A 24,869-nucleotide genomic window follows, 5' to 3' on the forward strand; every position below is an offset into this window, starting at 1 on the left:
CCGCATCGGGCCTCCACCTCGTCCGGAGGAAAGTGGTCCTGCCGCCCCGCCATTCGTATGCAAACCAACTGTCGTGATGTCGATCGATACCCTTTTGAGGGATACGCATCGTAGACGGCTGAAATACAATGCGCTCGCCGGTCTGGCATTCGGGGAGGGGTTCCGTCAATGCGTCAGGTGCTACCGCTCAGCCTTTCCACGGGTGGCGTGGTCTACGTGGAGGTCGATGACGAGCGCGCCGTCGTGCGGGCAGGGACCGGTCCGGCCGAGGCCCTGACGAGGGCCGCGGCGTCAGTGACCAGCGTTTTCAATGTCATCCGGGACACGGCCGACGATGCGCTCAGCACGCTGCAGGGCATGGTGTCCGCGCCCAGCCGGGTGGAGCTCGAGTTCGGTGTCTCCATCACGGGAGAGGCGAGCGCCGTGGTCACCAAGGCGGGCGCGGGTGCCAATCTGAAGGTCACGGTGGTTTGGGAGAAGGACGGCGGTTCTTGACCAACACGGCAGTGGTCGCGGGACGCAGCGCACCGCGTTGGCAGGTGCGTATCGCCTCCACCGACGGCACCGTTCTAGGATCGGGGGTGCTGGTGTCGGGACGGCACATCCTCACGTGTGCGCACGTGCTGCATCGCAGCACGGTCCGGCCCGAGGCCGCGTTCCAGGTCGACTTCCCACGCTCGACGAGCGGGACGGTGCTGCGCGCGCAGGTGCCGGAGGACGGCTGGCTGCCGCAGCTGACGACAGGCCAGCGCGACATCGCCGTCCTCGAGCTCGACGACGACCTGCCCGCTGACGTCGCACCCGCACGGCTGGGGAGGGGCGAGTCCTGCATCGGCAACGTCGCCAGGGTCTACGGCCATCCCACCCGCATCGTCGAGGGCGTCTGGACCCACGGGACGATCGCGGACACCAGCGGGCCGCACGGTGAGTGGATGCAGCTCGTCGGGGACCGGGAACGCATCGAACAGGGCTTCAGCGGCGGCGGGGTGATCGACAGCCTCTCGGGTCGCGTGGTCGGGATCGTCGTGGCGGCGTATGAGCCCCTCGACCGGCCGGCCGCGTGGATGATCCCGATGGAGGTCGTGGCGCGGTACTGGCTGCGGCTGGACACGCTGCTCAACGACAATTCGAAGGTCCCCGGGCTGGGCGAGGAGACCGTCGCCGGATTCGTGGACATGTTCACCAACTTCCGGTCACTGGTCGAGGACGACCGGCGCAAGTGGGTGGTCGACCGGCTGCCCGACGCCGTCCGTCTCCGGCTGCCGGAGCGCACACCGGGCGCCGAGACGGTGGTGCGGGCGTGTCGCGAACCGCACCACCTGCGGATCCTGGCGGACCTGGTCGAGTTCAACGAGGGGCCGTCGCCGTGGTCGCAACGACTGGAGCGGTTGCTGAAACAGCACGGCGTCGTCGCCGCGAAGGTCTCCGACGCGCCGGACCGCCTGTCCGCGGAGGACGAGATCCGGTTGCACAACGCGCTGCTGGCCCTCGGCAAGTTCCAGAACACGAGCTCCCGGCAGGACTACTTCCGGCTGTTCGTCGAGCGGCACGGCGACCTGCCGCTGGAGCCCACGGAGAACGCCCGGGCCGATGCCCTGGCGCTGATTCGGGTGTGTCTGCCGATCCCTGGCGCACTGCGGCAGTTCCTCGACGTGTTCCCCCACGTCGACCGGCAGGAGGCCGGGTTCGACGAGCTCCTGCTGCTGGTCGAGTCGCTCTTCCTGGAGCGGCTGCTCACCGATGCCGAGCGCGAGGAGCTTGTCCGGCTGCTCGCAGGCGTGCCGGCCGAGGTGCTGGCGGACGGCTACCGGCGGGCGGCACCTCCGGCGGACCCGCACGACGGTCCCGGCGTCGTGCGCCCCGACCGGATCATCGCAGCGGTCGAGCGGTGCGCCCAGGTCCCCGGCAAACCGCCACGGATCTTCTCGTTCGTCGAGTGTGTCGCCGCCCGGCAGTCCCAGGGCGCCGAGGCGCTGCAGCGCTGGAGCGAGCGGACCGCGGCCCGGCTTCGCCTGTACCACTACGAGCTCCAGCCGATCCGCGACTCGATGGCGTCGCTGCCGGAGATCGTCCTGGAGTCGGCGCTCGTGATCCAGCTCGCCCCGGACGCCATGGACGCGGACCTGTTCCTGCTTGCCGCGACGCTGCACCGTGGCCGCGAGTCGGAGCAGGTCATCGAGTCGCGGGACGAGCCGGAGACGCTCGGCGCCGTCATCCGCCGGGTCGACGCGCTGTTCGGTGAGGTGTTCCGGTTGCTCGACTTCGACCTCAGCCGGTTCGTCGTGGAGATCATCGTGCCCCGCTCGCTCGTCGGTGAGCCCGTCGACCGGTGGTCGACGACCGATGCGATGGCGGCACCGATCGGCAGCCGGTTCCCGGTGGTCCTCCGCAGCTACGAGAGGGTCCACAGCAACGTGCTGCGCCCGCAGTGGCGACAGAAGTCGCGGCTTGCGAAGCGGCAGCACGAGCCGGACGTGCGGGCGATGCACTATGTCGCGGCGGCCGGCGACGCCGCGGTCGCACGGCAGGTCCGCACCACGCTGATGTCCGAGGAGAAACTCGTCCTCGCCATCGGCGGCCCGCTGGGCTCGCAACGCGAACTGAGTCCGCCGGACGCCTACGCGGGGGCGTTGTCGGCCGGGATCGCCTATATGGTGTGGGTGCGCGACGGCACGCTCGCCGATCGGTTCCGCGACGCCATCAGCGAGGTGCTGCGCACGATGCTCGTGCGCGAGCTGCCCGCCGTGGTGGCCGACTGGCGGATGCGTGCCGATGAGACCGACCCGACCGACCTGGGTTGGCAGATCAGTCTTCTCGTGTGCGACGAGGACCGGATCCCGATGCAGTTCGCCTCGCGCGAGCTTCGCTCACCGACGATGAAGGGGCAGCCGTGACCGAGACCGAGACCGCGCATGCGGGCTGGCATGTCTACCATGGCCGCGGCGAGCGTCACGACGGCATCGAGAAGCTGCCGCCGGCACCGTCGTGGCGCCAGTTCGACGGCGACATCCTCACCGATGACGCCCCCGACTCGACGGTCGTCGACCCGCGGCCCGGCGCCGAGTCCCGCGCGAAGGCATACGTGCCGGAGGACGTCGTCGCGCAGCGTGCGAACGCCGCCATCTACCTTCGCCGGCCGCTGCTGGTGACCGGACGGCCCGGAACCGGCAAGTCGACCCTCGCGCACAGCATCGCCTGGGAGCTGCGCCTCGGCCCGGTGTTGTACTGGCCGATCACCAGCCGGTCGCAGCTGCAGGACAGCCTCTACCGGTACGACGCCGTCGGACGGCTGCAGGGGGCCAACCTGCACCGGCTGGAGCACCGCAGCCTGCCGACCAGCTCGATCGGCAGTTTCATCACGTTGGGACCGCTCGGCACCGCACTCGTCGCGCGCCGGCGCCCGCGGGTGCTGCTGATCGACGAGTTCGACAAGAGCGACATCGACCTGCCGAACGACCTGCTGAACGTCCTGGAGGAAGGGCAGTTCACGATCCCGGAGCTGGTGCGGGAGAGCGGTGACGACCCGCAGCCGGTGCGCCTGGCGACCGAAGAGGGCTCGAGCGTGCTGGTGCAGGGTGGCACCGTGCGGTGCAACGCGTTTCCGATCATCATCATCACCAGCAACGGTGAACGCACGTTCCCGAATGCGCTCCTGCGCCGTTGTGTCGAGGTGAGGATCAGCGAGCCGACCGAGGACAAGCTCGCGGAGATCGTCCGCTCGCAGATCGGCCCGGACGCGCTCAACGGCAACGACGAACTGTTCGCGACCTTCCTGCGGCAGCGCGACGCGGGCGCCCCGTTGCCGACCGACCACCTGCTCAACGCGATGTACCTGGCCAACTCCGATCCCGGCTCGGATGGCCGCGCGGCCGCCCTCGGGCTCCTGGAGCAACGCCGTTCCGGGGACATGTAGTGCTTGACGCCGTCGTCGAACGCATCATCAGCGAGGCCCGCCGGGCAGGCCTGCGGCCGTCGTCCGAGGACGTCGCCGACACGCTCTGGCTTGCCGTGCAGATGGCGCGAGCGGCGGGTGTGTCACCCGCCGGTGACGACGGTCAGGAACGTTCGACTACAGATCCGGCCGATCCCGACGATGTTGCCCGTGACGGCATCAAGCCCGGCCGGCCGGGTATGGAGCCGCGACCGGACACCGATGATCTGGACAGGGACGACCGGCTGACGCGCGGCTCCGTTGCTCGGGGCGACGCCTCGACGGCGCAGGAAGCTGTGGCGGAGCAGATGGAGATACGCCGGGCGGCGGGGTCACCGGACGAGACACCCGGCGAGGGTGTCCCGATCCGCGCGCCGGCCGCGCCGGAGCTGGCGGCGAGGTTCCGCATGGCCCGCTCGATGCGTCCGCTGAAACGGCGGGTGGCGGCGCGGGCGGAGGGTGAGCTGGACGCCTCCGCCACGGCGCATCAGGCGGCCGAGACCGACCTGTTCTTGCCGGTCTTCGCGCCGAGGCTGGAGCGCTGGCTCGATGCCGTGGTCGTCGTGGACGACTCGGCCTCGATGGCGGTGTCGACCCAGACCGTGGCCGAGCTGGTGACGGTGCTGGCGGACCTGGGCGGCTTCCGTGACGTGCGGGTGTGGCACGTGGACACCGACGCCGCCGCCGGGTCGTTGCGGTTGCGCGCCAACCACGCCAGCGCGTTGTGGCACGACCCCATGGAGCTGGTCGACCCCACCGGCCGACGGATCGTGCTGGTGGTCTCGGACTGTCTCGGCCGGGCCTGGCGGGACGGCCGGATGGGTTCGATGTTGCAGCAGTGGGCGGTCGCCGGGCCGATCGCAGTCGTGCAGCCCCTACCGCAGCGGTTGTGGCCGAACTGCGCCCCGGGTCTGCGGTCGGTGACGGTGCGGGTCAACGCGGCCGGCGCCGCCAACAGCACACTGCAGGTGCGCCTGGACGACGAGTTCTTCGACCGGGACGACACGCCCGCGGACCAGCTCGGAGCGGCTGTGCCCGTCATCGAGCTCGGCGAGCGGTGGCTGGCGTCGTGGTCGAGCCTGGTCGCCGGCGGCACCGGGCAAGGGCTCAGCTGCAAGGCGCTCTTCACCGGCCTCATGAACAGCGCTCCGGACGAGGCGTCGGAGGAGGCGCCGCCGACCGACCCCACCGAGATAGTCCGCCGCTTCGAGGCCACCGCGTCCAAACCGGCCTTCCGCCTCGCCGCCCTGCTCGCCGCGGCCGCGCCGCTGGATCTTCCGGTCATGCGCCTCGTGCAACGGGCGAAGCTGCCGACCGCGCCGCCGACCGCGTTGCGAGAGGTATTTCTCGGGACGCTCCTGCATCAGGTGGTGGACCCGGCAGCACCGACTGTGATTGACCCGGACGAGGTCACCTATGATTTCCTCCCCGGGGTCCGGCACGAACTGTTGGGCCGACTGACGAGACAGGACGCCCTCAGCGTACTTGTTGAGGTTTCGAGATATTTGGCCGCGCATCTCGGCGCGAACCTGGACTTCTTGGCCTGGCTTTCTCCTGATTCCCCAGTTCAGAACCTTGATCAACGTGCTCGTGCGTTTGCTGCCGTGACTATTGACGTCCTGCGGTCCGTGGGTGGGAGCTACCGCGATAAGGCCGACCGCCTGCAAGAACAGCTCGAGGAACGGCAGCGCGTCGAAAGCCCCGAGCCTGCTGCAGCCAGGCAACGCAGTGTGATAGAAAATGAGGGTGCAAGCGATCCCGGCCGGTATGGTAGGACAGCGATGACCGACTTTTCGACGCAGTCGTCGGTCTATGTGCCGACCCGTGAGTCAGGCCGCGTTCCGGCCGGCTGGAAAACGGCTCCACCCAAGAATCCGCACTTCGTCGGCCGGGACGAGATGCTCGATCAATTGCGTAGCCTGTTGATCAATCGCAGTCAGACGGCCGTGTTGTTGCCAAGGGCGCTGTATGGCCTCGGTGGTGTCGGAAAAACACAGCTTGCGACCGAGTATGTGCACCGGTTCCGCGACGATTACGACCTCGTCTGGTGGATCGCCGCCGAGGACCCGGCCGAGATCCGCCGCTCGCTGGTGGAGCTCGCCGCCGAGCTGCAGGTGACGACGACGACGGACACGGCCGAGACGATCCGGCGGGTCCAGGAGCGGCTCGCTGATCGCTCGCCGTATGAGCACTGGTTGCTGGTCTTCGACAATGTGGGCGAGCCGGCCGTCGTGTCGAGCCTCGTCCCCGAGTCCCGTGGTGGGCACGTGTTGATCACCACTCGGGACCGGGACTGGGCCGAGCAGGGCAGGGCGGTCGAGGTCGGAAAGTTCGACCGGAGCGAGAGCATCGCGCTGCTGCGCGAGCGCAGCCGCATCTCGGAGAACGACGCCAACGAGATCGCGGAGCGGCTGGGCGACCTGCCGATCTCGCTCGCCCAGGCGGCCGCGTGGCACACCGAGACCGGAGAACCGGTCAGCGAGTATCTCCGCCGGTTCACGGCCGAGGTGGATCGCCGCCAGGACGAGATCGAGACGCTCGGCTACCCCAAGCACGCCGCCGCGGCCATGAGTATCGCGTTCGACCAGCTGCGCACCAGCTCGGCGACCGCGGCGCAGCTGCTGCAGCTCGCCTCGTACTTCGGCCCCGAGTGGATCTCGCTGGAGATGCTGCACCGCGGACGCCTCGCCACCCCGCTGTCCCGGCGGCTGGGCAGCACGCTGCGCAACCAGTCGCCGTTGCAGCGCTGCATCAAGGACATCGCCCGGCTCGAGCTGGCGCGGTATGACACGCGCAACGACCGGTTCCAGATCCACCGACTCGTCCAGAAGATGGTCCAGAGCGAGATGCAGCCAGATGAGCGTGACGAGGTCCGCAACACGGTGCAGCTGATGCTCGCCCACGCCAATCCCGGCAACCCCGACCTCATCGTGGAGACCGAGCGGCGCAAGCACGCCCAGCTGTCGGCTCACATCATCGCCTCCGACGTCATCGAGTCGGACGAGGACGAGGCGCGCCAGGTCGTCGTCGACCAGATCCGGTACCTGTACCGGGTGGGTGACTTCGAGAGCAGCCGTCAGCTGGCGGACAAGGTCGTCGAGCGGTGGAAGGACCGCTGGCCGGATGACGACGAGCTGACCCTGATCGCTCGCCGGCACCTGGCCAACGCGATCCGGCAGCTCGGCAGCCCGGCCGAGGCACTGGTGATGGACGAGGCGGTGCTGGCCCAGTTCCAGCGCAGTTTCGGGCCGGACCATGAGCACACCATGGCGACGGTCAACGGCGTCGCCGCCGACCTTCGCGCGGTCGGCCTGTTCGCCCGGGCACGTGAGCTCGACGAGGACAACTACCTGCGGTATCAGCGGGTGCTCGGGGCGGAGGACTTCTCGACGCTGCGTGCCGGCGCGAACTTCGCCGTCGACCTCCGGATGGTCGGGGCGTATGCGCAGGCGCTGGTCCTCGACGAAGAGATCCTCGCGATCCGGCGGCGGGTGTATGGCCCCGACGAGCAGGAGACCCTGCTGGTCGCCGGCAACGTGACACGTGACCTCTACGCGCTCGGCCGGTATTCGGAGGCGTTGCGCCGCCAGCGTGACGTGCTGCCGGTGCACGAGCGGGTGCTGCGGCCCGACCACGCCGACGTGCTGGGTGCGCGCCGGACGATCGCCATCAGCCTGCGCAAGCTCGGCCGGACCGCGGAGGCGCTGGACGAGGCGAGAAGCCTCCGGCTGGCGCACCGCAACCGGCTGGGCGAGAGCAACCCGCAGACGCTGCTGATCACCCAGAGTCTGGTCAACGCGTTGCGTGACAACGGTTCGGTGTCCGAGGCCGTGCGGGACGGTGAAGAGGTCTACAAGCGTTACCAGGAGCTGTATCCGGACCACCCCTTCACCGACGTCTGCGCGGCGAACCTCGCGATCGCCTTCCGCCAGGCCGGCCGGGTCAACGAGGCCCGGGAGCTCAACGAGATGGCGCTCGGCCGGCTCAGGGCGGCGTTCCGCCCCGACCACCCGTATGCGCTGTGCTGCGCCACGAACCTCGCGAACGACCTGGCGGCCTCCGGGCGGCACGACGCGGCGCTGACGCTCTCGCGCGAGACGTATGAGCTGTCCCGCGAGGTTCGTAGGCCTGACTCGCCGGATCTTCCGGCGAACCCCTACGACCTCGCCTGCATGAACAACTACGCCGTCGATCTGATCACGACCGGAAACGACGCCGAGGGTCACACGTTGCAGCGCCAGGCACTCGACCTGATGAGCAGGCATCCCGACCTCGGTGAGGGCCACCCTGACACGAAGTCGGTCCGTGACGGCCGACGGCTCGACTGCGACATCGAGCCGCCGCCGACGTAACCGCGCCGCGTCCGGTCTTCCCTGACGCACCACCAGGGCAGACCGGACGGCATTACCCGAGGACCCTGCGGGCGCGCAGGCGTTGGCCGCGGTCCACCCAGGCCTGACGTTTCCGGGCGATGCCCGCGTCCGCCTGGTCGGCAAGCCCCGCCGGCACAGGGACCGCTTCGAGGTCGGTGATGGCGCGGTCCAGCCCGGCGGCAAACCGTTGGCCGGCCGGGGTGAGCAGGTCGTCGGCTCCGACGAGCGACTGGGCGGCGGCGCGGATCTCGGCCCGGGTGCCGGCGAACAGGCGTGCCGCGTCGGCGTGCACCGCGGGGTCACCGGCGAAGGCGCGCCACGCGTCGGCGACGCCCAGGAACGCATAGATGCCCTGCAGCAGCGCGCCGATCGGCCGCGGATCCTCCCGCCACGGTGCGAAGAAGCGGGCGTCGTCCGACGGGTGGTGCAGCGCGGTCATCTCGGTGAGCGCGGCGAGCTTGGAATGCTGAAACTCGTGGATCAACGTCACGGCGCAGTCGGCCGGTGAGGTCGCGAAATCCAGACCGATCGCGCCGACGGCGTCATGCGCGGTGCCGCTGCGTGCTGCCCGCGGCTCGGGCCTGGCCAGTGGGATGAGGGTCCGCAGCTCCGCCGCCAGCTCCGTGGCGCGGTCCGGCAGCCGGTCCGTGACGAGTCGCCAGGCGGAGCCGAGCATCCGCTCCCAACGCCGGTGGTCGAGCGCGGCGAGGTGCCCCGCGGCGGCGATGTGGAAGAGCTGCCGTGCCTCCTCGACGTCGTCGAACGCCACATCCAGGGTCGGCCCGCCACCCGACCCCGGGCCCGGCCCTGTATCCGGCCCAGCGCCGACCCGGATCCGGCGCACCGGCTGCCATCCCGGCACCTCCGTCAGCGCCCGGCCGCCGACGAGCGCCGTCCCGCCGCCGACCTCGACCAGCACGGGCCCGGCCGCCGGAAAACGGCCCAGGGTCGGCAGGGACAGCCAGCCACCGGAGGGCGCTATCGTCAGCCGGACCCCCAGACCCGAGCGGAGCGCGGCGACGACCGTCAGCGCCGCGACATACCGGTGGGCCGCGGCGAGGGCGGCGGGGTCCGTGCCGTGCTGGGCCAGCTGGCGGGCGATCCGCATCGTTCCGGCGCCGACCAGCGGCTCGTTCATCAGGTCGGCGATCACGTGCGGCGCGGCGGCCTCGACGTCGTGCAGGTCCCGCACCGCGGACGGGGGGAGCTCCCTGCTGACGAGCGTCAGCAGCAGGCGCCGGCGGCTGCGCTGACCGTCGAAGAGGCGACGGACGGCGGCTTCGCCGCCATAGCCGGTCGCCAGGGCGTCGAGCATCGGGTCGGGCACGGTGAAGGGCGTGGGCATGGCTCAGACGACCTCGAGCCGTCGCAGGTCGGCCGCGACGCGGGCCGTGATGTGGTCGATGAGGTGGATCATGTCGGCGCAGTAGACGGTGGGGTTGAGGAAGCCGGTGCCGGGACGGTACCGATGTGCGTAGTGGCCCGCGCCGCAGATGTCGCGGATGCGGCAGTCGCGGCAGGTCGCACACAGCGCTCGGACGCCGATCTGCCGGGCGATGACGCCCGGGTGGGCGAGCGCGTCGTCGAAGGTGTTCGCCTGGACGGTCAGGCCGGTGGCCGCCGCGGACTCATACGCCGACTTCAGCGCGTCGGTCTGTTCGATGGCGCCGTCGGACTCCACCACGATCACGGCCGAAGGGCTGAGACCGACCTGCTCCGAGCGGCTAGTGCCGCCGAGGTACAGGTTGATGATCTCGTCGAAGATCCGGATCGACGTCTCCCGCACCGGCGCCTCATACCACCGGTCGAAGATCCTTGCCAGCCACGACCCGTAGGCAAGCGGTCCCGGGTGGTGCGGTGGCACCGACCAGTTCGCGTGTGGCAACAGGAAGTCGATCTTCTCCGGGCGGTATGCGATCAGGCCTTCGTAGCAGGCGACCGGGTCGGTGTCCGGGTCGACCGTGCACAGCAGCCCGGCGAACAGCGACCGGTCCGCCGGGCCGCTCAGCCGCCGCAGCGTCCGTTCGACGTCCGCCGAGCTCCCTCGTCCGTCCGCGTAGCGGCGATGGCGGTCGTTTCCTTCCGGCGGGCCGTCGAGGCTCACGCCGATCCGGACGCCGAAGGCCCGCATGACGGCAAGCATGGGTTCGCGCAGCCGCACACCGTTGGTCTGCATACCGAAGTGCACGGCACAGGACCGTGGAACGGCGGTCCGAATGTCGGTGAGCAGTTCCGACAGTTGCTCCTCGCCGGCGAGGGTCGGCTCACCCCCGTGCAGGACAACGGTGATATCGGTGAGCGCGTGGGCGGTCACATGCTCGGCGATTCGGGCCGCGGTGGCTTGCCATACGGTGCGGGACATTGACTGCGGTCGTCGCGACCAGGTCTGGTCGGCAAGCGTGTAGACATAGCAGTAGTCGCAGGCAAGATTGCAGCGTTGATGCACCTTGAGGATGAACTCACGCAAGGCTGTCGGGCGCCAGCCGGCACCGGTCAGAGTGGCCAGGTCGACATTACCGTGCGGCCATTCCTGACCATGGCTCACTCGGCGAAGCTTCCAAACGCGGACAGGTTTTCCGGCGGTCGCAGCGCCTCCAGGTGGTAGCGGCGCAGTGCGTTGCCCAGGACGGTGTCCTCATTCATCGCCAATTGTGCCAATGGCATTTCCGTCACGTCGGGCAACTCGTGTCCGCCGGTCGCTCGATCGGGAACACTGCTCATCCGAGGGCCTCCAGTACGGTGAACTCGGCAGTATCGGCCGGGATTCGGCAGCGCTGCCGTTCCGCATTGTGTCAACGCGATGTCATGGGCGGCGCGCTCGCCCCCCGTGGCGTCGTAGCCTGCCGGTGCCCGGCCTGCTCGTTACCACGATACGTTGACGACGGCCGTTTTACATAGCCGACCCATGATGGGCGGCGATGAATTTGCGGATCATGAAAACGATCGTTCAGTCCGGCCGCCTGTTGCTTCTGGACGGATTCGGGCCGGGCTCCCGGGGTCCGGCCGCGGCCGAACGGTCACCGAACCTCCACAGGACCGTCACCGTTCGGGGACAGCGGGCGCCGGAGGGCGCCATTACGATCTTGCGGTGCGCCGACCCCTCCTGTTCGTGGTGCCGCTGGTTGCCCTCATCGCCGGCTGCTCACCCGACCCGTCCCCGACCGCCGACCCGAGCCCCAGTGTCACCGCCAGCCCCAGCCCCGCCGGTCCCGACTACACCGCCTGGGCCGCGGGCCGCTCGACGCCGGTCGCCGATCCGCTGTACCCCGCCTACGGTCACGCCGACGTGGACGTCCTGCACTACGGCCTCGACCTGTCGTGGGTGCCCGAGACGAAGGTGCTGACCGGGCAGGCGACGTTGCGGCTGCGGGCCGCGAGCGACCTGACCGCGGTGAAGCTCGACTTCTCGCAGGCGTACACCCTCGACGGGGTCACCCTCAACGGCGCCGCCGTCACCGCCACGATCGCCGACAACGACCTGTCGGTGCCTGGGACCGTCGCCAAGGACGCGTTCGCGACGCTCGTCGTGAAGTATCACGGGACACCGACCACGGTGCCGATGCCGTCGCACCGCACGGACAGCGAGCCGCTCGGCCTCACGGTCGCCAAGGACGGCGGGCTGTGGACGATGCAGGAGCCGTACGGCGCGTCCACCTGGTACCCGTCCAACGACCAGCCGTCGGACAAGGCGCTCTACGACATCGCGGTCACGGTCCCCGAGGGATGGGCCGCGGTGGCCACCGGTGTCGCGAAGCCGCAGGAGGGCAACACGTTCCGGTACGTCGCCGCCGACCCGGTCGCGACCTACCTGACCACGCTCGCCGTCGGCAGGTACCAGAAGGAGACGGCGGAGGGGCCGCGCGGCGTCCCGCTCACCTACTGGTTCCGCCAGGGCACCGACGACAAGCTGCTGCCGGTGATCAGGAAGTCACCGCAGTTGCTGGGTTGGCTGGAGCAGCGGTTCGGGGCGTACCCGTTCGCCAGCGGCGGCGTGGTCATGGTGCCGTCGGGCTCGGCGATGGAGACCGCGCAGATGATCACCATGGGCACGCCGGACTACGGCACCACGAAGCCGGCCGAGATCGCGAGGTACTTCGAGGACGACCTGCTGCACGAGTACGCCCACCACTGGTTCGGCAACACCGTCGGCCCGACCGGCTGGAAGGACCTGTGGCTCAACGAGGGCTGGGCCACGTACGTGCAGCACCTCTACTCCAACGAGCGGGACAAGATCACCGCGAAGCAGTGGGAGGACTGGGCCCGGGGCGTCGACAGCCGGCTGCGCGCCAAGCTCGGCCCGCCCGGCAACCCGAAGGCGGAGAACTTCGCGGAGAGCAACGTGTACATGTGCCCGGCGCTGATGCTGCACCAGATCCACAAGCAGTTGGGTGACGACGCGTTCTTCGCCCTCGCCCGCGAGTGGGCGCAGCAGCACCGCAACACCACGCAGGACCGGGCGTCGTTCATCGCGTTCGTCAACAAGCAGACCGGCAAGGACTTCACCGCGCTCATCAACACCTGGCTCGACTCGCCCACCACCCCGAAGTAGGCAGGCCCGGACGCACAGCACCGGGGTGCTGTGCGTCCGGCCGCAGCGCCGTGTTCACCTCCGCTTCAAACCGGCGACGATCATGACCGGTGAGCTGGCCGGATGCGAAGAATGTTGGTCGTCGTGCTGCTGGCGGGTGCGCTGATGGGCTGGCCCGGCACCGCTGGCGCCGCCGTGGCGCACGTCCGGGTCACCGGCGGGGTCAGCTACGGCGCGACCCTGGCGGTGGGCCAGTTCGCCGCCGACGTCCAACGGCAGGGGATGCAGGTCGACGTCTACCCCAGCGGCGGGCTGTCGGCCGGGTGGGCCTTCAGCGGGTACGAAACCGACTTCGCGGTGACCAGGAGACAGCTGGACTTCCGGTCGGACAGCCGCCCCTACGCCTACGTTCCGCTGTTCGGCGGCGGCACCGCGCTGCCGTACCGGCTCACCATCGGTGACCACCAGGTGCGTGACCTGCGGCTGTCCGGGTCGACCATCGCCAGGATCTTCACGAACCAGATCACCGACTGGAGCGACCCGGCGATCACCGCGGACAACAACGGCCGGCGGTTCCCGCCGCTGCCGATCATCCCGGTGGTGCACGCGGACAACACCGACGAGAGCGTCCAGCTCAGCGCCTACCTGGCCGACCGGTTCCCGCAGATCTGGGGCCCGTTCAACAACGGTTCGGCCACGGCGACGGGGAACTTCCCGCAGCAGGGTGCGGCGGTGGCGCTCTGGCCCGGCCAGCTGCGCGACTTCCTGTCCCAGGCGGCGAACAACGGCGCGATCGCCTACGACGGGTATGCGTCCGCGTTGGAGGCGAACCTGCCGGTCGCGAAGGTCCGCAACGAGGCCGGCTACTTCACGCTGCCGACGGACTTCAACGTGTCGGTGGCGCTGCAGCGGGCGCGGTTCGACACCGACCCCGGTTCGGCGAGTCATCTGATGCAACGCCTCGAGGACGTGTACACCAACCCGGACCGGCGCGCGTACCCGCTGTCGTCGTACACCTACGCCGTCCTGCCGACCGGCACCGTCCCGTATGACCGGCAGACGACGACGCAGCAACGGCAGACCCTCGCGGACTTCGTCGACCACGCGATCTGCCGCGGCCAGGCATCGCTGGGCGTGCAGGGCTACGCGCCACTGCCGACGAACCTGGTTCAGGCCGGCTACGCCCAGCTGCGGCGGCTCGCGGCGGCCGACCCGGCGGTGTCCGTGCCGGTCGGGCACCCGGAGCGCTGCGGCAACCCGGCGTACTCGGCGGCCGGGCCGGACGTCAACCGGCTCGTGGAGGTGGGGCCGATGCCGTCGCGGTGCGATCAGGACGGGTCCGGGCCGTGCCTGGTGGGGCCGTTCCCGCCGCCCGCCGTGCCGCTGAGCATCGGCAACGACACCGAGCCGTACCCCGGTGCCGCGAGCCTGCGCGTCGCCGGCGGCACCGCCGTGCACCTGACCCAGGTCGACCCCGCCTCGGCCGCGGGGCACCCCGCGCAGGCGACGGATCCGACCGGTCACCGGCACGCGTGGGTCTTCGCCGGAAGCCTCGGCGGCGTCGCGGTCGACGACAGCCGCCCGGGCATGCCGGGATGGACCCTGGTCGGGCAGGCCACCGACTTCGTGAACGGAGCGACGGCGGTGCCGGCCCGCAACCTCGGCTGGACGCCCGCGCTGGTCGGGCCGGGCAGCGACGCCGAAGGGTCCCCCACCGCCGGGCCGCCGGTCACGCCGGCCCTCGGGCAGGCGTCGAGCACCGGGCTCGCCGAACCGGGCACGGTCCTGGCCGCCGCGCCGCCCGGCAGCGGCCTCGGCGTGCAGCGGGTCGCCGCGGACCTGGCGCTGTGGATGCCGGACACCTCGGCGAAGGGCACCTACACCGCGACCCTGACCCTGACGCTGATCAGCGCCTGACGGCGCCGAACGGGCCCCGGATTGCCGTGCCGGCAGTGCCGGGGCAGAATCCGGCGATGTCCTCCACTGCGCAGCCGCCCGTCCCCACGCCGCCGTCGGGGCGGGTGCGGACCCGGGTCCTTGTGGGTGTGGCGGCCGGCGTCGCCGTCGTGGCGGTCGCGGCCGGCATCGTGACCGCGGGGCGGGGTGGCGGCGACGGCGGGCCGGACCGGGGTGGGGCCGCCGGGACGGCGGCGGCGTCCACAGCGGCTGCGACTGGTCGTACCCCTGCGGCGGCGAACAGCTCGTCCAGCGCTTCGGGGGCGATATCGCCCGGCACCTCACCCGCGACCTCGCCCGCCACGACGGCACCGGCGACCGTCGTGGTGCCGGCGCTGGTGGGCAAGAACGCGGCAGCGGCCCGCATCGAGCTGGAGCAGCTGGGCTTCCGCGACGTCCGGTTCGGCTCGCAGGAGGCCGGGGAGCCCGACGTGGTCCTGCCGCAGAACTGGACGGTGACGCGGCAGTCGGCCGCCGCCGGCACACGGCTGGCCACGACCACCCAGATCGTGCTGACCTGCGCCAGAAGGGTCTGAACCGGGCAGCTCAGGCCGGGGCTTTGTCGCGCTCGATCAGGAACGCGCGCAGGGTTTCCTGCTGGTCGGCGGACATGAACTGCTGCGGGATCACCGTGTAGGGGACCCGGCCGGTGAACAGCACCCAGAAGCCGCGGGACTCGGTGACCTTGGTGACCTCGTCCCAGTCCAGATGGCCGCTCTCGTCGCCGCTGCGCATCGTCACGGTGTCGTCGTTGATGTCGTAGCCGCCGTCGACGGCCAGGCCGTTCAGGCGGCGGCGGGCGTTGTACCGGGCCCAGACGGGGAACAGCATCGACGCCACGCCGACCACCAGGATCGTGGTCCAGAACGGGCTGGCGTCGAAGTCCTTGCCGCCGATCGGCACCCACAGCCCCAGCAGCCCCACGGCGATCAGCCCGAAGCCGATGTACCGGTACTTGCGCAGGTAGACGTCACTGAGCACGGTGGCGACGCGGGCCGCGTACGCCGGGTCCGCCGGAATGTCGAATCGGATGTGCACGCGGCCAGGATAGCGACCGTCCGGCAACCGACCGGCACGGCGGGCCTCGCGGATGTCCCCCGAATGGCTGTCCACTGTGGACTCCGGGAGCGTGGGGCGGACACCCCAACGGCAACCGGCGGCGAACCGGGGGCGCTCCGGGAGCCCCGGAATCTTATGGAGGTCAGGCCGCCGGGCCTGGCACCACGACTCCGGGGAGATTCGACTTGACGTTCGCCGCGCTGAACTCCGACCGTATCCGTCGCGCCGTCCGCCGGCTCCTGCCGGTCGGCGTCCTCGCCGCCGCTGCCCTCGTGGGTGCGACGACAGGCGGAACGGCCGCGTCGGCGGCTGGGGCCCCCTGCACGGTGGACGCCAAGCTCGTGCCGTCCTGCGGGGTGCTGTGGGGCGCCGCCGCCGGTGGCTTCTCCGACGTGCCCCGCGACGAGGCGCTCAAGACGTTCGAGCGCAAGACGGGCCGGACCGCGGCGATCTACCACACCTACCACAAGGGCAACGAGCTGTTCCCGACCAAGGACGAGGTCGCGATGACCGCGGACCCGGCCAGGCCCCGCACCCTGATGCTGAACTGGAAGGTCTCCTACGGCACCACCTGGGCGAAGGTCGCCGCCGGCGCTCAGGACGCCCGGATCGACCGCGAGGCCGCCTACCTGAAGGCGAACTTCACCAAGCCGTTCTTCCTGGTCCTGCACCACGAGCCGGAGAACGACGTCAACCCCAAGGCGGGTTCGGGCATGACCGCCAAGGACTTCGCCGCCATGTACCGGCACACCATCCTGCGGCTGCGCGCGGCCGGCGTGACCAACGCCGTGTCGACGATCGCGTACATGAACTACGAGAAGTGGAACAACTCGCCGTGGTGGGCCGACCTGTACCCGGGCGACGACGTGATCGACTGGATCGGCGTGGACTCGTACCTGAACGCGCAGCCCAAGGGCTTCCACAGCGGTGACTTCACCTCGCTGATGAACCGCACCACCGGCAACCAGACCTCGAAGTACCCCGGCTTCTACACCTGGGCCACCACGAAGCACCCGGGCAAGCCCGTCATGGTCGCCGAGTGGGGCGTGTACGACTCGTCCGCCAAGGTCGCCGGCGTCAACAAGGCCAACACGTTCGACACCGTGCTGAAGAACCTCGCCGCCATGCCCGCGATCAAGGGCCTCGTGTACTTCGAGACCGCCCGCGACCAGTCCGGCCACGACATCCGCGTCGACGACACCCCGCAGGCGCTCACCGCGTTCCAGCGCGTCGCCGCCGACCCGCGCTTCAACGTGACCCTCAAGTAACAAGCCACCCCCCGGTGCCGAAGGCCGTCCAGGACCCCCGTCCTGGGCGGCCTTCGCGGTGTCCGTGCACACTGTCCGCCATGAGCGACGCGCCGCAGGTCCCCACCGGGATCGTCATCCCCACCGTCGACGGTTCACCGAGCACGTCGGCGCTGGGCCGGGCGGTCGTCGCCGACGCGCTGCGGTCCGTGGCGCCGTCGTGGGCCGCCGAGGCCGGGACCACCACGAACTGGCGGCGCGACTACCTGCGCCACTTCCACCGGCTGGTCGAGGCCGGGCTGCCGTCCCGCGAGGCGGCGCTGACCGTCGCCGCCGACGGGCTCGGTGCGTTGCGTTCGCGGATGCGGTACCGGATGAGCCCCGACCTGGGCGAGCAGCCCCTGGATGCCGCGTTCGACGCCCCCGCCGGTGCGCCGCTACGGACGGTCACCGTCGCCGGGGCGGGTGAGGTGCGGCGGGAGCTCGTCGTGCCGTACCGCGGCGAACGGCTGCACGGCGCGAGCCTGGACCGCCAGCTGGACCGATGGGTGGAGGGCGGCGTCATCGAGGCCTCATGCGCGGCGGCGCTGCGCACCGTCGCCGCGAACCCGTCGTGGCTGGCGTTGCCGGACCGGCCGGTCGTGGTCCTCGGCGCCGGCGCGGAGATGGGCCCGCTGACGGCGCTGCTGCGCTGGGGTGCCGACGTCGTGGCCGTCGACCTGCCGCGGCCCGCGATCTGGCAGCGGCTCCTGGAGACCGCGCACCGCTCCGGCGGCCGGTTGCACGTGCCGGTCTCCTCCCCGGATGACACCGAGCTTTCGCGGCACGCCGGTGCGGACCTGTTGCACGACCTGCGCCGGGTCGCCGACTGGCTCGGCGAGGTCGGCGGCGCGCCGGTGCTGGGCAACTACGTGTACGCCGACGGCCCCCTCAACGTGCGGGTCGCGGTGGCCGTCGACGCGCTCACCGTGCGGCTGCGTGAGACCCGCCCGGACCTGGCCCTGGCCTTCCTGGCCACGCCGACCGACGTGTTCGCCGTCCCCGACGACGCGGTCGAGGAGTCCGCCCGGCGCTACGCGGGCGCGAAGGGCGTCGGCCGGCTCCGCGGCCCGCTGCGGGTCCTCAGCGGCGGCCGGCTCCTCGCCCCGAACTACCCCGCCGGCCGGTACCCCGGCATCAACGACAGCCTCGTGCCGCAGCAGGGCCCAAACTATGCCCTCGCGAAGCGGTTGCAACGGTGGCGGGCGGCGCACGAGCGGGCCGCCGGGGCCACGGTGTCGCTGACCGTCGCGCCGGCGACCCGGACCCGCAGCGTGCTCAAGAACCGGCTCCTGGCCGCCGCGTACGCGGGCGCGCACCGCTTCGGCATCGAGATCTTCGAACCGGCGACCAGCAACACCCTCATGGCCGCGCTGCTCGTGCACGACCTGCACGTGCCGCGCCCCGGGGACACCCACCCGTGGCAGGACGAGGCGGACGCGGCGGCGCACGGCGGACTGTGGCGGCAGCCGTACGCGCCGCGCAGCGCCCTCGGCCTCGCCGTCCTCTTCGGCTTCGGGGTGGCTCGCGGCTGACGGCCTTGTAGCCTGGCCTTTTCGACCCTAGGGGGTGGCGATGGCGCTCGACCGAATCGCCGCCGCCGCGTCGAGTGACGCCGGTGGGGTCGACCCGGCGCTGCTCGGTGACTTCCTGCCCGCGGTCGTCGCGGCGACCGCCGGCGGCCGGCGGCTGCGGAAACGGGAGCTGGAGGCGTGCGCCGCGTCCGGCCGGCTGGCGGCGGTGCGGGGGGTGGCGCTGCGCGCGCTGGTCGACCTGTACCTGTCGGCGGCGTGGCGGCTGTGGCGGGACGTGCCCGAGGTGGCCGCCGGGGACGCCGAACGGGTCCGGGGGGCCGCCCTCGCGGTGCTGCGGGCCGCCGATGACGGCGTCGCCGCCCTGGTGGAGGGGTTCCAGCTGGCCCGCGCCGACGTGATCCGGCTCCAGGAGTCGGTCAAGCACGACGTGATGGAGGCGCTCCTCGCCGGTGGGCAGCAGGCGATCGAGGCGACCGGGCCCGCCGCCGACATCGGGCTGACGCTGTCCGGGCCGGTCGCCGTGCTCGTCGTCCGCCGGCCCGCGGGCTTCGGCGGGCCCGACACCGCCGCGGCCCCGGGACGGCTCGAACGGGCGCTGCAGGGCCGCCACGGCGACGCCCAGCCGCTGACCCTCATCCGGTCGGGCGACCTCGTCTGCGTGTTCGCCGCGCCCGACGCCGCCGCGGTGCAGTCGGTGCGCGACGTCGTCACCCGTGAGCTGGACGAGCAGACCCGCTCGGCGCGCGACGGCCGCTCGTGGCGCGGCGCCGTCAGCAGCCCCAGGATCGGCGCGGCGGCGGTGCGCACCAGCCACGACGAGGCGCGGTACGCCCTCGACCTCGCCGACCGCCTCGCCCTGGAACAGCCCGTCGTCGACGCGCGGGACCTCACCATCTACCGGGTGCTGCTGCAGGACCTGCCCGCCGTCCACGACCTGGTCCGCAGCACCCTCACGCCGCTCACCCGGGCCCGCGGCGGCGCCGGTCACCTCATCGAGACCCTCGACGCGTACTACGCGACGGGCTGCGTGGCGACCGAGACCGCGGCCCGGCTGAACCTGTCGGTGCGGGCCGTCACGTACCGGCTGGCGCGCGTGGCAGAGTTGATCGGAAGAGATCCCGCGGACCCCGCCGAGCGGCTCACCCTGCATGCGGCGGTGACGGCCGCGAGGCTGCTCGACTGGCCCGCGACCGCGTTCGACTGACGGTCCCTTCTTGCCGGTCGTCGGCAACGTACACCCGGCGGATTGTCCATCGGCGGACGCTGCGGGCCACGGGGGTCACCGGCGAGGCTTGACCCAGACGTCCTGCGATCTGGAGGAGGCTTCATGCTCGACGTACCGATCTGGCTGTGGGCGACGTTCGGCATCGGTGTCGTCGTCATGCTCGCCGTCGACCTGTTCGCGCACCGCAAGGAACACGTCATCGGGTTCCGGGAGGCGGCCAAGTGGAGCGCGGTCTGGGTGGCGCTGTCGCTGGCCTTCGCGGGCCTGGTCTGGGCGACCCTCGGCGCTGACGCCGGCGTCGAGTTCACGACCGCGTGGCTGCTGGAGAAGAGCCTGTCGGTCGACAACCTGTTCGTGTTCGCGCTGATCTTCGGGTACTTCGCGGTGCCCAAGCAGTACCAGCACCGGGCGTTGTTCTACGGCGTCATCGGCGCCCTGATCTTCCGCGCCATCTTCATCGCGGCCGGTGTGGCGATCATCAGCAAGTTCACCGTCGTGCTGTTCGTCTTCGCGGCGATCCTGCTGTGGAGCGCGTACAAGCTGATCAAGGACAACGAGGACGACTACGACCCGAGCACGAACGCCGCGGTCCGGCTGGTCCGCAAGATCGTGCCGGTGCAGGACGAGTACGTGGGCGCCAAGTTCTTCGTGCGCAAGGCCGCGAAGTGGGTCGCGACGCCGATGCTCGTCGTGGTGGTCGCGATCGAGGCCGCCGACCTGGTCTTCGCCGTCGACAGCGTGCCGGCCGTCCTGGCGGTCAGCGACGACACGTTCATCGTGTACTCGTCCAACGCGTTCGCGATCCTCGGCCTGCGGGCGCTGTACTTCCTGCTCGCGGGGATGCTGGACAAGTTCCGGTACCTGTCGAAGGGCCTCGCGATCATCCTCGCCTTCATCGGCGTGAAGCTGATCCTGCAGGCCGCGCACAAGACGATCAGCACCGCGGTGCCGGAGATCCCGTCGCTGGTCAGCCTGGCGGTGGTCGTGGTCGTCCTGGCCGGGTCGGTGATCCTGAGCCTGCGCGCGGGGCCGCCGGACGAGGCGGATCAGGTCGAGGCGCTTGCTGACTCACCTGCTGACTCTGACTCGCCTGCTGACTCGCTTGCTGACTCGCCCGCCAGGAGCGACCAGATCTCGAGGTCGTGACGGACGCCCCGGTACGGGGCGGCCTCCCGCAGCACGCCGTCCCGGTGCATACCGAGGCGGCGTGCGACGGCGCTGCTGGCCGTGTTGTCCGGCCGGCAGCGCCACTCGACGCGGTGGATGCCGCGGGTGTGCACCGCCCAGTCGATGAGCCGCCGCACCGCCGTGGTGATCAGGCCCTTGCCCTGCCCGGCCGGCTCCAGCCAGCAGCCGATCTCGCAGGTGCCGGCCTCCGCGTTGAACGCGACGAACATCGTGCCGCCGACGAGCGTGCCGTCGAGCCAGATGCCGAACAGGCGGCCGGCGTCGCGGGCGGCGAGGTCCGCGTATCGCTGCAGGGTCGCCGTGGCGGTCTCGAGGTCGGTGCTGACGCCGGCCCACGGGATCCACGGGTCGACGGTCGCCCGCGCCCGGTCCATGTGCTCGAGGAACTCCGCCGCCTGCCACGGCTCCAGGGGGCGCAGTTCCGCTCCGCTGGCGATGGGAACAGTGAACATGATCGCCACGCTACAGCCGACCGGTTTTTGTCGGGGGGTCTGGTTATCGTGACGGCGTCGGGCTCGATTGTTGGTTCTCGGGCGGCGGCGTCGGGCTCATGACGGGGGACTGTGGTGGAGGACGTGTTCGAGGTGCCGGCGGCGTGGTCGCGGCACGTCGTGCCGCGGCGCGGGGTGCCCGGGCCGGCCCTGTCCGTGGCCACGGCCGTCGACGCCGACCTCGCCGAGGATCTCGTCCGCGCCGCGCGGCGGCTGCCGGCGGTCCTCGGTCACGTCGAGACCCCCGCCGAGATCGCCGCCGCCGGCCGGGCGTTCCTCGCCGCCGCCGACCCTGCGTTCGTCGCCGCAGACCAGGCGTTCCTCGTCGCCGCCGGCCGGGCGTTCGTCGCCGATCCGGCGGCCGGCGGGGCGGTGCCGGCGCTGGGCGTGGCCGCCGTCCTGGCCGCGCTGCCCCGGCACGCTGGGCGCACCCCGCAGGCGGCGTATGACTCCCTCGTCGACGGGTGGGTGACCGGCGCCGGCGTGCGGCACGCGGCCCGGATCGTCGCCGAGGTCGCCGGGGTGTATGCCGGGGCCGACCGCACCGGCGCGACCGCGTTCGTCACCTGGAGCGATCCGGACCGTCCCCGGCAGGCGTTCCTGCGCGACATCTGGACCCGGCTCGTCCCGCGGCTGCGGGCGCACCTGGCGGCCGCCGGCGACGACGAGCACCGCGCGGTCGTGGACGACCTGGCCGCCCTGCGGGCGGACCCGCGCCCGCTGCGGCGGATCACGGCGTCGCTGCTCGCCCCGACCGTGACCGCCTGGGTCGACGAGGACTGCGCGGCGTTCGCCGACGCCGGCGACGAGACCTTCTGCCGGCTGCTGCTGCCCGCGGCGGGCACCCGCGACCAGCTCGAGGTCCTCCTGCGGGCGATGGATCCACACTGGTTGTTCTGGGACGAGCCGACGATCCTCACCCTGGCCGCGACCGTCGGTCCGGACCTCGAGCCGGTCCTGGTGCAGGTGCTGCGCACGGCCGCGCCGACCGCCGACGCGGTCACATGGATGGCGGGGATCCTGGCCGCGTTCCCGACCGACGCCGCGTTCGACGCGCTGACCGCACGCTCCGGCTGGCGGCAGGTGCAGCCGGCCCTCGCCGCGGCGATCCGCCGATTCCCGCGGCGGGCGCTGCGCCGCCTCGCCGAAGGCCCCCCACACCAGACGGTCGACGTGCTCCTCGCCGCGCACGTCCGCACCGACCCGGCCAGAGCCGAGGAGCTCCTGCCGGAGCTCGGCGAGCCGGCGGCGGCCCGGGTCCGGGCGCTCCTGCACGCCGACACCGGCCCCGTCGCGGCGCCCGGGGCGGTCCCGGCGGTCCTCGCGACCCCGCCGTGGACGGTCCGCCGGCCCGCCGCCCCCGTCGTCGAGGGTCTGGTGTGCGCCGATCCGCCTGCCCGCCCCGGCGGGGGCGATGGCCCGATCGTCGCGGGCCTGGTGCGCGCCGATCCGCCTGCCCGCGCCGGCCGGGGTGACGGCCCGTGGGCGGCGGCGAGTGCCGACGCCCTCCTCGACCAGGTCGGTCCCGACGTGGCCGGCTGGATAGCCGGCTGGCTCGCCCGCTCCGAGCAGGCGCGGCCGGTCGCCCAGGAATGGCTTCGGCGGCACCCGGGCCCCGCCGCCCGCGCCCTCATCCCGGCGGCGCTGGCCCGTCCCGCCGCGGCCCGCCGCGACGCCGAGCGGGCCCTGCGCTTCATCGTCCGATGTGGACACGCCGATGTCGTCCTCGCCACCGCGGAGCGCTACGGCGCGGCCGCCCTCGACGGCGTCCGGGCCCTGCTCGACACCGACCCGCTGCACCTCCTGCCGGCCCGGATCCCGGCCGTGCCCGGCTGGGCCGACGCCGCCCTGCTGCCGCGCGTCCGCCTCCGCGACGGTGCCGCGCTGCCCGTCGCCGCCGCCGGGCATCTCGTCACGATCCTGGCCATGTCGACGCTCGACGAGCCCTACGCCGGCGTCACCGCCGTCCGGGCGGCGTGCGACCCGGCGAGCCTCGCCGAGTTCGGCTGGGCGCTCCACCAGAGCTGGCAGGCGGCGGGCCGGCCCACCGCGCAACGCTGGGCGTTCACCGCGCTCGGCCTCCTCGGCGACGACACGACCGCGGCGCGGCTCGCCCCGCTCGTGCGCGACTGGCCGGCCCCCGCCGAGGCCCGCCTGGCCGTCGACGTCCTCGCCGCGATCGGCTCACCCGCCGCGCTGCGCCACCTGCAGCGCGTCGCCGTCCAGTCCCGCGGCAAGCTGAAGGAGCACGCGGTGCGCCGCGCCGCCGAGGCCGCGGCCGCCGCCGGGCTCAGCGCCGACGAGCACGCCGACCACCTCGTGCCCGACCTCGGCCTCACCGCCGACGGCACCCTCACCCTGGACTACGGCACCCGCCGGTTCACCGCCGGGTTCGACGAGCACCTGCGCCCCTATGTCCTCGACGCCACCGGCCGCCGCCTCCGCGACCTGCCGAAACCCGGCGCCTCCGACGACCAGGCGGCGTTCGCCCGCTTCGCCGCCCTGCGCAAGGAGGTGCGCACGATCGCCGCCGAGCAGTCCCGCCGGTTCGAGACCGCGATGGTGGATCAGCGCCGCTGGTCCGGCGCCGCGTTCCGCCGTGGCGTCGTCGGGCATCCGCTGCTGTGGCAGCTGGCGCGCCGGCTCGTATGGGCGACGTTCGACGGCCCCGGCCCCGGCGCGGCGGTCGTCGCCGGGTTCCGCGTCGCCGAGGACCGCACCCTCGCCGGCGCCGCCGACGAGCCGCTGACCCTCACCGACGACGCCGTGGTCGGGGTCGCGCACCCGGTCCAGCTGGGCGCCGCGCTGCCGGTGTGGGTCCGCCTGTTCGCCGACTACGAGATCCTGCAACCGTTCCCGCAGCTCGCCCGCGACATCCACGTCCCGGTCCACGCCCAAGCCCCGCACGCCCAAGCCCCGCACGCCCAAGCCCCGCACGCCCAAGCCCCGCACGCCGATGCCCCGCACCGCGGTGCCGTGCCTGAACTCGGCGCCGTGCCCGAACTCGGCGGCGGGGTGATCGGGCGGACGACCGACGGCCGGCGGCTGTTCCTGCTGGACCGGCGCGGCTGGATGCGTGCCGCCGCGGGCGACGGCGGCCGGATCCGGGAGTTCGTCAGGCCACTGCCGGGCGGCGGTCGGATCGTGCTCGAACTGGACCCCGGGGTGATGGCCGGTTGGCCCGACGGCAGCGGCACGCAGACCGTGACCGCCGTCCGCGTCGAGCCGGAGACCACTGGCTCGTCCGCGGTGCCTGGCTCGTCCGCGGTGCCTGGCTCGTCCGCGGTGCCTGGCTCG

17 protein-coding genes are annotated in these 24,869 nt (G+C 71.9%); 12 read left to right on the forward strand and 5 right to left on the reverse strand.

The window, feature by feature from the left end:
• Positions 1-168 precede the first annotated feature (168 nt).
• Genes Dsi01nite_RS03485 through fxsT form a run of 4 tightly spaced genes read left to right on the forward strand, consistent with a single transcriptional unit; the run spans position 169 to position 8,283 of the window.
• Positions 169-495 carry a CU044_2847 family protein gene (locus Dsi01nite_RS03485; RefSeq protein ID WP_203844524.1) on the forward strand — a complete coding sequence of 109 codons (327 nt, stop codon included), beginning with the start codon at positions 169-171 and terminating at the stop codon, positions 493-495.
• Positions 492-2,894, forward strand: a complete 2,403-nt coding sequence (locus Dsi01nite_RS03490) for a VMAP-C domain-containing protein (RefSeq protein WP_203844525.1) — start codon at positions 492-494, stop codon at positions 2,892-2,894. The genes Dsi01nite_RS03485 and Dsi01nite_RS03490 overlap by 4 nt, the downstream gene beginning before the upstream one ends.
• Complete coding sequence (locus Dsi01nite_RS03495) at positions 2,891-3,913, forward strand: AAA family ATPase (protein ID WP_203844526.1); 1,023 nt, start codon at positions 2,891-2,893, stop codon at positions 3,911-3,913. The genes Dsi01nite_RS03490 and Dsi01nite_RS03495 overlap by 4 nt, the downstream gene beginning before the upstream one ends.
• Complete coding sequence (gene fxsT / locus Dsi01nite_RS03500) at positions 3,913-8,283, forward strand: FxSxx-COOH system tetratricopeptide repeat protein (protein WP_203844527.1); 4,371 nt, start codon at positions 3,913-3,915, stop codon at positions 8,281-8,283. Before Dsi01nite_RS03495 ends, fxsT begins: the two co-directional genes overlap by 1 nt.
• 52 nt (positions 8,284-8,335) lie before the next feature.
• Here fxsT and Dsi01nite_RS03505 read toward each other — a convergent pair whose 3' ends face one another.
• Genes Dsi01nite_RS03505 through Dsi01nite_RS03515 form a run of 3 tightly spaced genes read right to left on the reverse strand, consistent with a single transcriptional unit; the run spans position 8,336 to position 11,025 of the window.
• Positions 8,336-9,649, reverse strand: a complete 1,314-nt coding sequence (locus tag Dsi01nite_RS03505) for an aKG-HExxH-type peptide beta-hydroxylase (RefSeq protein WP_203844528.1) — start codon at positions 9,647-9,649, stop codon at positions 8,336-8,338.
• Between the two features lie 3 nt (positions 9,650-9,652).
• Positions 9,653-10,849: an FxsB family cyclophane-forming radical SAM/SPASM peptide maturase gene (locus Dsi01nite_RS03510; protein WP_308442006.1), complete on the reverse strand. Its 1,197-nt coding sequence runs from the start codon at positions 10,847-10,849 to the stop codon at positions 9,653-9,655.
• Positions 10,846-11,025, reverse strand: coding sequence for an FxSxx-COOH-like cyclophane-containing RiPP peptide (locus Dsi01nite_RS03515; protein ID WP_203844530.1), 180 nt, complete (start codon positions 11,023-11,025; stop codon positions 10,846-10,848). Before Dsi01nite_RS03515 ends, Dsi01nite_RS03510 begins: the two co-directional genes overlap by 4 nt.
• Before the next feature lie 367 nt (positions 11,026-11,392).
• Between Dsi01nite_RS03515 and Dsi01nite_RS03520 the strand changes: the two genes are divergently transcribed.
• The 3 genes from Dsi01nite_RS03520 to Dsi01nite_RS03530 all read left to right on the forward strand — a co-directional run bounded on the left by Dsi01nite_RS03520 (position 11,393) and on the right by Dsi01nite_RS03530 (position 15,324).
• The gene (locus Dsi01nite_RS03520; RefSeq protein WP_203844531.1) at positions 11,393-12,853 is read left to right on the forward strand and encodes a M1 family metallopeptidase; all 1,461 of its coding nucleotides are present in this window, start codon (positions 11,393-11,395) and stop codon (positions 12,851-12,853) included.
• Between the two features lie 102 nt (positions 12,854-12,955).
• On the forward strand, positions 12,956-14,749 hold the full coding sequence (locus tag Dsi01nite_RS03525) for a substrate-binding domain-containing protein (protein ID WP_203844532.1): 1,794 nt from the start codon (positions 12,956-12,958) through the stop codon (positions 14,747-14,749).
• Positions 14,750-14,805: 56 nt separating this feature from the next.
• The gene (locus Dsi01nite_RS03530; protein WP_203844533.1) at positions 14,806-15,324 is read left to right on the forward strand and encodes a PASTA domain-containing protein; all 519 of its coding nucleotides are present in this window, start codon (positions 14,806-14,808) and stop codon (positions 15,322-15,324) included.
• Positions 15,325-15,334: 10 nt separating this feature from the next.
• On the opposite strand, the gene Dsi01nite_RS03535 is transcribed toward Dsi01nite_RS03530, so the two are convergent.
• Positions 15,335-15,826 (reverse strand): YcxB family protein, encoded by a 492-nt coding sequence (locus tag Dsi01nite_RS03535; protein ID WP_203844534.1) that lies wholly within the window; start codon positions 15,824-15,826, stop codon positions 15,335-15,337.
• Positions 15,827-16,032: 206 nt separating this feature from the next.
• On the opposite strand from Dsi01nite_RS03535, the gene Dsi01nite_RS03540 reads away from it, so the two are divergent.
• The 4 genes from Dsi01nite_RS03540 (at position 16,033) to Dsi01nite_RS03555 (ending at position 21,039) form a co-directional block, all read left to right on the forward strand.
• Entirely contained in the window at positions 16,033-17,115 is a 1,083-nt protein-coding gene (locus Dsi01nite_RS03540) for a glycoside hydrolase family 26 protein (RefSeq protein WP_203844535.1), read from the forward strand.
• An 80-nt stretch (positions 17,116-17,195) separates the two neighbouring features.
• A complete protein-coding gene (locus tag Dsi01nite_RS03545) occupies positions 17,196-18,668 on the forward strand; it encodes a hypothetical protein (RefSeq protein WP_203844536.1) in 1,473 nt (490 codons plus the stop codon).
• 40 nt (positions 18,669-18,708) lie between these two features.
• The gene (locus tag Dsi01nite_RS03550; protein ID WP_203844537.1) at positions 18,709-19,872 is read left to right on the forward strand and encodes a PucR family transcriptional regulator; all 1,164 of its coding nucleotides are present in this window, start codon (positions 18,709-18,711) and stop codon (positions 19,870-19,872) included.
• Between the two features lie 123 nt (positions 19,873-19,995).
• Complete coding sequence (locus Dsi01nite_RS03555; RefSeq protein ID WP_203844538.1) at positions 19,996-21,039, forward strand: TerC family protein; 1,044 nt, start codon at positions 19,996-19,998, stop codon at positions 21,037-21,039.
• Here Dsi01nite_RS03555 and Dsi01nite_RS03560 read toward each other — a convergent pair.
• Positions 20,940-21,533 carry a GNAT family N-acetyltransferase gene (locus Dsi01nite_RS03560; RefSeq protein WP_203844539.1) on the reverse strand — a complete coding sequence of 198 codons (594 nt, stop codon included), beginning with the start codon at positions 21,531-21,533 and terminating at the stop codon, positions 20,940-20,942. The genes Dsi01nite_RS03555 and Dsi01nite_RS03560 overlap by 100 nt on opposite strands.
• A 114-nt stretch (positions 21,534-21,647) precedes the next feature.
• Here Dsi01nite_RS03560 and Dsi01nite_RS03565 point away from each other — a divergent pair.
• A partial coding sequence (locus tag Dsi01nite_RS03565) for a DUF4132 domain-containing protein (RefSeq protein ID WP_203844540.1) occupies positions 21,648-24,869 on the forward strand: 3,222 nt, incomplete at its 3' end.

The sequence above is a fragment of the Dactylosporangium siamense genome (assembly GCF_016862795.1).
Lineage (GTDB): Bacteria > Actinomycetota > Actinomycetes > Mycobacteriales > Micromonosporaceae > Dactylosporangium > Dactylosporangium siamense.

What these genes read in the sequence shown, in the direction of transcription:
- Dsi01nite_RS03485 (WP_203844524.1), top strand. Translation starts at nt 169, where the DNA reads ATGCGTCAGGTGCTACCGCTCAGCCTTTCCACGGGTGGCGTGGTCTAC.
- Dsi01nite_RS03505 (WP_203844528.1), bottom strand. Translation starts at nt 9,649, where the DNA reads ATGCCCACGCCCTTCACCGTGCCCGACCCGATGCTCGACGCCCTGGCG.
- Dsi01nite_RS03515 (WP_203844530.1), bottom strand. Translation starts at nt 11,025, where the DNA reads ATGAGCAGTGTTCCCGATCGAGCGACCGGCGGACACGAGTTGCCCGAC.
- Dsi01nite_RS03525 (WP_203844532.1), top strand. Translation starts at nt 12,956, where the DNA reads ATGCGAAGAATGTTGGTCGTCGTGCTGCTGGCGGGTGCGCTGATGGGC.
- Dsi01nite_RS03530 (WP_203844533.1), top strand. Translation starts at nt 14,806, where the DNA reads ATGTCCTCCACTGCGCAGCCGCCCGTCCCCACGCCGCCGTCGGGGCGG.
- Dsi01nite_RS03545 (WP_203844536.1), top strand. Translation starts at nt 17,196, where the DNA reads ATGAGCGACGCGCCGCAGGTCCCCACCGGGATCGTCATCCCCACCGTC.
- Dsi01nite_RS03550 (WP_203844537.1), top strand. Translation starts at nt 18,709, where the DNA reads ATGGCGCTCGACCGAATCGCCGCCGCCGCGTCGAGTGACGCCGGTGGG.
- Dsi01nite_RS03555 (WP_203844538.1), top strand. Translation starts at nt 19,996, where the DNA reads ATGCTCGACGTACCGATCTGGCTGTGGGCGACGTTCGGCATCGGTGTC.
- Dsi01nite_RS03560 (WP_203844539.1), bottom strand. Translation starts at nt 21,533, where the DNA reads ATGTTCACTGTTCCCATCGCCAGCGGAGCGGAACTGCGCCCCCTGGAG.